Raw genomic sequence first — 9,973 nt, 5'->3', positions numbered from 1 at the left:
CGCCCACCCGGCCTTGGCCAGATCTGCCAACATGGCCTTCCAGAAGCCGCGGCGGGACCACCTGTTGAACCGGTTGTAGACGGTGGTGCGCGGCCCATACTCCGCCGGGCAGTCGCGCCAGCGGCAGCCCGATGTCAGGACGTACAGGATGCCAGAGATGATCTGCCGGTCGTCCTTCCGCTCGGGTCCAGGCTGGTCCTTGGGCATGAACGGCTCGATCACCGCCCACTGCTCATCCGAGAGCCAGAACAGGTCCGCCATCGCCACCTCCAGGCTGCAAAACGGCCGCCTGGAATCACAAATTGGCAAACCCCGCAACAGCTTGGTTCGGTTCACACCCTAAAACCGATGGGCATCTGTTTGAGAACAGTATTAGGGCCGCGCAACACGGCACAGCAAATATTTCATCGATGATCTTGTGTTCGACGAGAATGGAAAATGGATCGGCACTATCCTTCGCCATACTGGCTCACCGTTGTGGAACTGTAATGCAGCCGGAAAGCGGCGAAGATTTATGTCTGTCACGGAAAATTAGAAACTTGATGCCATATCGGAGGGAATCGTGTCCAAATGAGATCTTGAACGAACATGACGTGGTTATCTCGGCTCAGCGTCCGTCTTCCCGCGATGATTATCGGCTTGGCATTGCTCAGCGCGACCGTCATGGGGGGCTTCAGCTGGTATACGGCGCGGTCAGGACTGATTGATGCGGCCCAGGAGCGTCTGCAACTGGCGGCGGCCGCCCGCCGGGACGGCATTGAGCTCCTGGCGGATCGGATGCAGGCCGACCTGCTGGCCGTCGCGGCCCATCCCCAGATCGTGTCCAACTTCCCGGACCTGATCGAGACTCTCGATCTCGCGAAGCCGGAAACCGCCGCGCTCGTCGAGGCGTTCCGGGCGCCTCAGACGGTGGAGGCGCGGGTCGCGCTCGACGGCAGCGGGATGCCCGCAATGTACGCACGTCGGCACGTCAAGGTGCAGGAGGTGGCGCGCAAGCTCGTGGCCCAGCCGGGCTACGCCGATCTGATCTTCGTCGATGAGGGCGGCCGGGTCGTCTACACGGCCACGAAGGGCGCCGATTTCGCCAAGTCGATCGCGGATCCGGATCTGGCCGGAACCGGCCTTGCCCGCCTCGTCGCGCGGTTGAAGGCGGCCGAACCGGGCACGGTCCTGTTCGAGGATTTCGGCGCCTACCCGGTGGACGGTGTTCCGGCCGCTTTCATCGGGCGCACCATGACCAAGCGCGCCAATGTCGCCATGGGGACGGCACAGGCGGCGGAGCCGATCGGCGCCATCGTCATGCGTGTTACCCCAATGTTGTTCGACCAGACGCTCGCCAAGCGCGACGGGCTCGGCGAAACGGGTCAGATCTTCGCGGCCGGGGCTGATGGCCTCCTGCGCAGCAATCCGCCGCTGAACCCCGCGCTGAAGGCCGGCGGGAGCCTCGCGCAGCTCGGCCTCGCCGCTGAGCGCGTGAAGGCCGGCGGCACCCTCGCCTTTACGGCCGCAAATGGATCTCATCTCGCGGCGGCTTCGTCGCTCACCGTGCTGGGCGCACCCTGGACGGTGGTGGCGGAGCAGTCGGAGGCCGAAGCGACCGCGGCGGTCCGCGCCCTCTCGTCCACCCTGGTCCTGATCGGTTTCTGCATCCTGGCGGCGACGGCCGTACTGGGGCTCCTCCTGGCCCGTTCGATCGTGGCGCCGCTCGGTGCCCTGACCCGTGCGCTGAAGGCGCTCGCCGACCGTCAGGCGCTCGACGACGTGCCCGGCAGCAAGCGGCGGGACGAGATCGGCGACATCGCTCGCGCCGTCGTGACGATCCACGAGATGTCCCTGGAGGATGCCGCACAGCAATTGCAGACCCGCGAGGCGGGGCGCCTGCGGGAGGAGCAGAACCGGCGGGCCATGCTGCAGAACCTTGCCGACGGGTTTGAACAGTCGGTCGGTGGCATTGCGGGCGACCTGACGGAGGCCGTGTCGGCGCTTCAGGATGCGTCCGGTGCCATGCGCGTGGCGGTTGCCGGCACCTCCGAACGCTCGACCAGCGTCGCCGCTGCGGCGCGGCAGACGTCCGACAACGTCGATTCCGTCGCGGCCGCGGCCGAGGAACTCGGTGCCACGGTGCGGGAGATCGGTCGTCAGGTCGAGCAGGCAACCGGCCTGTCGGCCGCCGCTGTCGGCGAGGCCCGGCGCGCCGAGCAGACCATGACCGATCTCGCCACGGCGGCGACACGGATCGGCGATGTCGTCGGGATCGTCTCGACCATCGCCGGTCAGACCAATCTGCTGGCGCTCAACGCGACGATCGAGGCGGCCCGAGCCGGTGAGGCGGGACGCGGCTTCGCGGTGGTTGCCGCCGAGGTCAAGGAACTCGCCACCCAAACCAGCCGCGCCACCGATGAGATCGGGCGGCAGGTGGCCGCGATCCAGACCGTCGCCGGGGATGCCGTCTCGGCCATCCGGGGGGTCGCATCGCAGATCGAGGCCATGAACGAAGTGTCGACCGGCATCGCCGCCGCTGTGGACCAGCAGGGCGTCACCACCCAGGATATCGTGCGCAGCATGAGTCAGGCATCGGCCGGAACCGGCATGATGACGACCGACATTGCCGAGGTCGCCCGGGTTGCCGACGATGCCGGCCACGCCGCCGCATCGGTGGCACAGGCGTCGGACACACTGGCGGCGCGGGCGGAGCAGCTGCGCGGACAGGTCACCCAGTTCCTGGGCCACATCCGGGCAGCCTAGAAGCGGTCGGGATCGCGGCCCGTTTGATGCCCGACAGGCCCCCTCTCCCGTATCGGAAAGGGGGCCCGCGCTCGACCCTGAACCGGTGCCGCCTGACCCAGAAATGCGAATCCGTAAGCCCATGCTAAAGTGTGCGCCGGTGAGCGGCAAAAAGTCTTCGGATCGAGCACGCCGGCAACGCGCCACACTCGGACAGACCTGATCGCTCACCTCCCTTTCCGCGCGCGCAGAGTTCGCTGGCACGGCACGGCAAACCGCTACGCCGCCTCGGCCGGGGCTGGCGCCGGCTTCCGCACCGCCTGCCCGGCGAAAACCTGTGCCGCGAGGGGGAGTTCGATGGTGGCGGCGAGACCGCCGGCGCGACCGTTCTCGAGGATCAGCCGGCCGTCATGCGCCTCCACGATCGCCTGCACGATCGATAGGCCGAGGCCGAAGCCCCGCGCCTCATTCAGATTGCGGGCCCGGTCGCCGCGAACGAAGGGCTGCAGCATCGCCTCGCGCTCCGCCTCCGGGATGCCCGGACCGGAATCGCGCACGCAGACCCGGACCCCGCGCTCCGACGCCTCCATGTGAACCTCCGCCCGGCTGCCGTATTTCACAGCATTGTCGACGAGGTTCGTCACCGCGCGCTGCAACTCCTCGGGTCGGCCGCGCACGAGGACGTGTCGGCTGCGGCCGACGCTCACCGGCGCGCCGATATCCGAGAAGTCGTCGCACACCGTCTGCACCACCGATGCGAGATCGACCAGGGTGAAACTGCTCGCGTCGCGGACCTGACCGTCGCGCACGAAGGACAGGGCCGCCTCGACGAGTCCGTTCATCTGGTCGAGATCGCGTAGGGTGGCGGCCCGGGCGTTATCGTCCTCGATGAACTCCGCGCGCAGGCGCAGGCGGGTGATCGGCGTGCGCAGGTCATGGCTGATCGCGGCGAGCATTTGCGTGCGGTCGTCGATCAGGCGGCGCACGCGCGATCGCATCCGGTCGAGTGCCCGCGAGACGGCGAGCACTTCACGCGGCCCGGCTTCCGGCAGGGCGACGTGATCGTCTCGGGCTCCGAACGCCTCCGCGGCACCTGCGAGCCGCTTCAGCGGTGCGGTCAGCGCGCGGGTCGCCCAGACGCAGAGCAGCGCCAGCGTCAGCGCGAGGAACACCACGGTGAAGATCAGGGCGCCCTGCCTGGGGGGGCGGAGCGGATCGTTCGGTAGCGTCGCCTGAAGCGTCGCGCCATTGGCCGTAACGATTCCGATATGGAGACGCTTGGCGGAGCGCTCCTGCTCCGAATCGTCGGCGGACAGGTCGATGATCGTCACCGGGCGCCCGGCGCCGTTCCGAAGCCGGCGGATGACCGGAAGATCCCGGACTGGCTCGGCTCCAGGCGGAGCCTTGCCGTCCCAGGCTTCGACCTGGATCAGCGGCAGGCTGCGCCCGCTGGCCAAGAGCGCCGGCCTTGCCGCCGGATCGACGGAATCGAGCAGCCGCGACAGCATGCCCAGGCGGCTTGCCGCGACCCCGGGCAACGCATCGGGATTCTGCGGTTCGTGCAGCAGCAGGAAAGCGGCCGTGGCGACCATATGGGCAACCGCGATTCCCGCCACCACGAGCAGCGCGATCTGGCCCGCGATAGTCGTTGGCCGCAATCGGGCGCGCAGCCGCTGCAGCACGCTCATGAGCGCGTGACCTCCGGCGTGAACAGGTAGCCACCGGAACGGATCGTCCGGATGAATTCGGGGTTGCGGGTATCGCGTTCGATCTTCTGGCGAATGCGCGAGATCAATACGTCGATGCTGCGCTCGAACGGGCCGGCGGCGCGCCCCTGCGTGAGATCGAGCAGCTGGTCACGCGACAGGACCCGCCCGGGCCGCAGGCACAGGGCGAGCAGCAGGTCGAACTCCGCGCCCGTGATCGCGATGCGGGCGCCCTCGGGCGAGAACACCTGCCGCAGGGAGACGTCGAGCGTCCAGCCCGAGAAGTGCAGACGGCGGCGGTCGTCCGTATCGGGCGCCTCGGCGGCGACCCGGCGCAGGACCGCGCGGATGCGGGCGAGGAGTTCGCGCGGATTGAACGGCTTGGCGAGGTAATCATCAGCGCCGAGTTCCAGGCCGAGAATCCGGTCCACATCCTCCGACTTCGCTGTCAGGATCAGGATCGGGATCTGCGAGGATGCGCGCAGGCGGCGGCAAAGGCTCAAGCCATCCTCGCCCGGCAACATGAGATCCAGCACGATCAGGTCGATGCGCGCCTCTGCGAGCGCCCGGTCCATGTCGGTCCCGTCGCCGGCGATCGTGACCCGGCAATCGTTCCCGCGCAGGTAGCGCGCGATCAGGCTGGAGATCTCCCGATCATCCTCGACGACGAGGATATGGGGGGTCGCCGGTGCCGTCATTGCGACGGAGTCTGTGTGTGGTTCAGCCTGCATCATGAGTCTATCATGCCCCGAACCGGCGATTATTCGAAGATGGGTAGCGGAACCAATTTGTAAGCGCGTGTTTCCCTGCCTTGGCCGAAACGTTTCGGACAAAGATGCAGAGACGTTTCTTCCAGAATCCGATCGCGATATCCGACAGAGCTCCGACGTGCTGAGCCCGATCGCTTCCGGTCCTGCGGCGAATCGTCGAGCCGGACTCCCAACGCCGCGGACCCCGGCTACCTCCTTGGTTCTGCGTTCGCCCAGCTTGACGGGTGAGGCCGCCAGCCGGACATCTTCGTGTCGAAGCCCATCAGCGACTACGCCCTCATCGGCGACACCCATTCCTGCGCGCTGATCGCCCGCGACGGCTCGATCGATTGGCTATGCTGGCCGCGCCACGATTCACCCGCCCTGTTCGTGAAGCTCCTCGACGACGAGAAGGGTGGTGCATGTAGCGTGGCGTTCGACGACCTCGATGGGTCGGAGCGGCGCTATCTGCCCGACACCAACATCCTCGAGACGACGTTTACGACGCGGACTGGGCGCGCGCGTCTGGTCGACGTGATGCCGGTCAATCCGCCGAGCCCTGAGCCCGATGAAGGCCCGGACGGCGAGGGCGAGAGCCGGCTGATCCGCATGCTCACCTGCGAGACGGGCAGCGTCACCGGGCTCTTCCGGGTTTGCCCGACCTTCGATTACGCGCGCCGCCCCTGCATGCCCAGCGTCGAGGGCGCGTCGGTGCTGTTCGAGGCCGGCGACTGGCGTCTGCGGGTCAACGCGCATCCGCAGCCCGCGGTGGTCGAGGGCCGCGCCGAGATCCGGTTCACCCTGGCCGCTGGCGAGACCGCATATCTGGTCCTCACCCACGGCGAGGACCAGCAGGATGCCTCGATCGACGACTTCGAAGGCGCGCAGCGCCGCCTGAAGAGCACCATGGAGTACTGGCATCGCTGGTGCGCCCGCAGCACCTACGGCGGGGCCTATCGGGAGGCCGTGATGCGCTCGGCCCTCTGCCTCAAGCTGCTGACATACTCGCCCTCCGGCGGCATCCTGGCCGCCGCGACCGCTGGCCTGCCCGAGGCCGTGCCGGGCAACCGCAACTACGACTATCGCTTCACCTGGATGCGCGATGCCTCCTTTACAGTGACCGCGTTCGTGATGCTCGGCTACGTGCGCGAGGCCTCGGAATTCCTCCGCTTCCTGCGTGAGCGGGACGGCTCCTATGGCCGCGACACGCGCCTGATGTACGGCATTGCCGACGGCATGCCACCCGAGGAGGAGCTCAGCCATCTCGCCGGTTGGAACGGCGTGCAGCCCGTGGTCATCGGCAATCTCGCCGAGGGGCAGGACCAGCACGACATCTACGGGGAATTGCTGCGGGCTCTGTGCATCTTCCTGGAAGCAGTCGACTACGACCCGCCCGAGAAGGTCAACGACCGCCTGCCAGAGGTGCTCGACAACCTGACGGCGCGGGCGATCCGTCACCGGCACGATCCGGACAGTGGGATCTGGGAATTGCGGACGGGGCCGCGCCATCAGGTTCATACGAAGGCGATGATCTGGGTGGCGCTGACCGACGCGGCCCGGATCGCCCGGAACATCAAGGGCATCCCGGAGGCGAAGATTGCCGAGTGGGAGCGCATCGCCGCCGAGGTCCGGGCTGAATATCTGGACCGGGGCTGGAGCGAGGAGAAGCAGGCCTATGTCGGCGCTTACGATTCGCATCACCTCGACGCGGCGGTGATGCGTGTCGTCCTGTTCGGAGCCCTCGATCCGCGGGATCCGCGCACGCGCGCGACCCTGGCCGCGGTGGAGCGGGAACTCGGCGCCGGCGACCTGATCTACCGCTACCGCATGGAGGACGGGCTCGAAGGCGACGAGGGCACCTTCACGGCCTGCGCGTTCTGGCGGGTCGGCTGCCTCGCCCTCGACGGCCGCACCGCCGAGGCCAAGGCCGCTTTCGAACGGCTGATCGCCCGGGGCAACGATCTGGGGCTGTTCGCCGAGGAGATCGATCCGGCGACCGGCGAGCAGCGCGGGAACACGCCGCAGGGATTCTCGCACATGGCGCTGATCAACGCGGCGCTGCGCCTTGATGACACCATCGCCCGCTACGGCCTTGCGGACGCGGCCGATGCGCTGACGCGCCGGGCGGCCGAGTGAGCGACGCCGGCTGAAGGCGGGCCGACCACTTTCGGACCGCCTTCAGGCAGCGATTTTGGCTGCCTTATCGACCTCACCCTCCACGGCTGCGGGCGCCGCGGGACTGCGGCTGGCGCGGAACTGGTCGAGCAGACTATCTCCCAGGCTGCTCAACACGGCCTCCGTCGCGGCTTCGGCTTTCGGATCGGCAACCGGCGCCTCGGTCCGGTACCACGCGAGGATCTGGTCCGGCAGCGCGTCCAGGATCGCCCCGATCGGGTTGCTGGGCTCCGCAGACGACGGGGTCATCACGCCGGCAACGGCGGCTTGGGCAACGACGATCGGCGTGGCTTCGGACGCGGCGGCGAAGGCGGTCCGGCGCTGATCGTCCAAGGCGGCGCGCCACGTCGCATCCAACGCCTCGGCCTCGCGGCGCGCGGTTTCCCGCGCGACGGCCTCCGCCGCGATGGCGCGGGCGGCTTCCCGGGCCTCGTCGCGGGCGGCCTCGGCCTCGTAGCGATTGAGGAGCACGAGGACCGGCTGCATCTCGGCACCCGGCAGGCTACCGCAGGCCTCGATCGCGCAGGCGATGATCCGCTGCGACAGGCCGGTGCCCCGGACGGGCATCGCGCGCCGGGCGACATCCTGCCAAGCGGACAGCGCGGCCTGCATCGCCGGCAGCAGCGCGTCGGGGAGACCGGCCCGCCGGTGCAAGTCGGCGAAGCTCCGCGGATCGCGCATGGCCCGAGCCACGCCGGCATGGTCCTGGCCGGATAGGTCGGCGAGGGACGCGAGGGCGAACTCGGTCCGCCCGGACAGCACGGCGCGCAGGATCAGTCCGGCGGTCAGCTGGTGGCTCGTACGCAGATGCGCGACCAACCGGGCGATGCCGGCGGCCCCTGAGTCTTCGCAAACTTCGAGGGCGACGCGCTCGCCGACCTCGCGGCGCAGACGCTCGCAGCGTTCGCCTCCGAGCCAGCCCCGGTCGATCACGAAGCCGGAGAGCGCCTGCGCCACCGCGAGGCCGAGCGCGTGGCGCACCTCCGGCGGGAGGTCGGTCCGGCCCAGCAGGGCCTCGCGCAGATCGGCCTCCGCACCCCGGCGCTCGATCATGCGCAGCATCCGACCCGCGGTGATCTTGGCGGTCGGGTTGCGGACGAGCGCGACCAGAGTCTCGAGTTCGCCGATCTCCGCCAGCGCCCCGGAGACCGTGTGCGAGAGATGATGGCGGGCGGCGATCACGGCGCGCGTCGTCTCATCGCCGAGGGCGGCCGCGTCCACGAGGTCGGCGTCCGTCAGGACCGGCGAGCGCGCCAGGATCAGACGCGCCACCTCTGGCACGTCGCAGGAGAGCGCGACCACCAGCGGACGCGGCGTCCGCGCCGAGGCCGCACAGGTCTCCGCCAGGGCGCGCCGAACCACCGGCGAGGGATCGTCCAACAGGGTGAGCAGGGCGGTCTTGGCTTCCCAGGCCTCGTCCGCGGCGAGGTCGCCGTAGAGATAGGCCCGCGCCAGGACCGCGGCTGCCTCGGCGCGTCGGGACGCGGAAGCGTTCTGCGTCCGGGTCAGGAACTCGCGGATGATCATGGACCCCTCCGGGGTGCGAACATACTGTTCCTGACGGTGGCCGGGGAACCTGCCGCAGCGAGCTCAGCCGGGCGCCGCGGCGGCAGGGGCGGGTTGGCCAGCGCGCTGCCGGGCGGCGGCGCAGCGGGCGCGGCGAGCGCACCGGTCACGTCCGGATCCGGCTTCGGCGCACCCGTGAACGGATCTGAGCCGGTCCGGGGGAAGTAGGTCGGGGCAGCGTGCGCGGTCGGCTGGGCTTGGCTGCGCGCCTGCAGGTTCCGTGCGGCGGCATCCGAGGCGGCCACGCGCGGATCCGTCTGGAACAGGCTGCGCAAGTCGCTGGTGCCGCCGAAGGCCGTCGCGGCGCTCGCATACGCCGAGACCGCCTGCGGTGCCGCCGCCTCGCCCTGGCGCAGGCTTGTGAGGTCAGTGGCGGCAGTGCCCTGGGCGGCCGCCGCGAGGCTGGCATACAGTTCGGCGGCGCTCCGTGCGCGGCCGGTGCGATCGTAGAACAAGGCGCGGTTGGCGGAAGCGGCTTCCGGTAGATCGAGGGCGGCGGCACGGGCGGGGAAGGTGCGCGCGGTCGCAATCAGCGCGGCCGCGCCCTTGGCGCCGAGCACGTGCGCCACGTAGAGATCGCCGGCGGTCGGTTCGCGGCCGAGCGCCCCCGAAAGCGTGTCGGCGTTCTGCTGAGTCAGGGCGCCGGCCAGCGTCGCCGAGACTTTCGGATCCCGGCGCAGGTCGAGGATGGCCTGCCTCTGCCCGGCATCCGGCACCGCGTAGCTGCCGTCTGCCTGCCGGGTGATGGCGTCGGCCTCGGCCTGCAGCCCGAGCCGCGGCCCGGCATTCTTCATGACGCCGAGCCACGTCTGCTCGATGAACTGGAACAGCCCCGTGGCCGACGAGGTCCCGGCCTTGGCGGCGGGATCGAGGGCGGATTCGCGCCGGGCCGTGGCGAGCAGGTAGTCGAAACCGACGCCGCTCGCCATCGCGCCATCGCGGATCGCCTGAACCACCGGTCCGGAGACGGCCGTGCCCGGCATCGCCCGCGCCGGGGGCGGCGGGCTGTCAGGTGGGCTGGATGGCGTGGTGAACAGGAACATCCGGGCGCGC

General features: G+C 69.4%; 7 protein-coding genes. 2 read left to right on the top strand and 5 right to left on the bottom strand.

Annotated elements, in window-relative coordinates; translation table 11 throughout:
- The coding region (locus OXS49_RS03140; protein ID WP_267421723.1) for a transposase at positions 1–261 on the bottom strand (261 nt) is incomplete at its 3' end.
- Positions 262–588: 327 nt separating this feature from the next.
- On the opposite strand from OXS49_RS03140, the gene OXS49_RS03135 reads away from it, so the two are divergent.
- Positions 589–2,745: a methyl-accepting chemotaxis protein gene (locus OXS49_RS03135; protein WP_267421721.1), complete on the top strand. Its 2,157-nt coding sequence runs from the start codon at positions 589–591 to the stop codon at positions 2,743–2,745.
- Positions 2,746–3,002: 257 nt separating this feature from the next.
- Here OXS49_RS03135 and OXS49_RS03130 read toward each other — a convergent pair whose 3' ends face one another.
- Positions 3,003–4,412 (bottom strand): ATP-binding protein, encoded by a 1,410-nt coding sequence (locus OXS49_RS03130; protein ID WP_244005370.1) that lies wholly within the window; start codon positions 4,410–4,412, stop codon positions 3,003–3,005.
- Positions 4,409–5,164, bottom strand: a complete 756-nt coding sequence (locus OXS49_RS03125; protein WP_276081381.1) for a response regulator — start codon at positions 5,162–5,164, stop codon at positions 4,409–4,411. The genes OXS49_RS03130 and OXS49_RS03125 overlap by 4 nt, the downstream gene beginning before the upstream one ends.
- Positions 5,165–5,449: 285 nt before the next feature.
- Between OXS49_RS03125 and OXS49_RS03120 the strand changes: the two genes are divergently transcribed.
- On the top strand, positions 5,450–7,315 hold the full coding sequence (locus tag OXS49_RS03120; protein WP_267421717.1) for a glycoside hydrolase family 15 protein: 1,866 nt from the start codon (positions 5,450–5,452) through the stop codon (positions 7,313–7,315).
- A 42-nt stretch (positions 7,316–7,357) separates the two neighbouring features.
- Here OXS49_RS03120 and OXS49_RS03115 read toward each other — a convergent pair whose 3' ends face one another.
- Both OXS49_RS03115 and OXS49_RS03110 read right to left on the bottom strand, forming a co-directional pair.
- Complete coding sequence (locus OXS49_RS03115; protein WP_244005364.1) at positions 7,358–8,881, bottom strand: DUF2336 domain-containing protein; 1,524 nt, start codon at positions 8,879–8,881, stop codon at positions 7,358–7,360.
- Positions 8,878–9,963 (bottom strand): lytic transglycosylase domain-containing protein, encoded by a 1,086-nt coding sequence (locus OXS49_RS03110; protein WP_267421709.1) that lies wholly within the window; start codon positions 9,961–9,963, stop codon positions 8,878–8,880. The genes OXS49_RS03115 and OXS49_RS03110 overlap by 4 nt, the downstream gene beginning before the upstream one ends.
- Positions 9,964–9,973 lie beyond the last annotated feature (10 nt).

Origin of the sequence: Methylobacterium sp. GC_Met_2, assembly GCF_026540795.1 — a bacterium.
Lineage (GTDB): Bacteria > Pseudomonadota > Alphaproteobacteria > Rhizobiales > Beijerinckiaceae > Methylobacterium.
The sequence above is the reverse complement of the archived record's forward strand: the minus strand, read 5'-3'. Positions and strand labels throughout refer to the sequence as shown.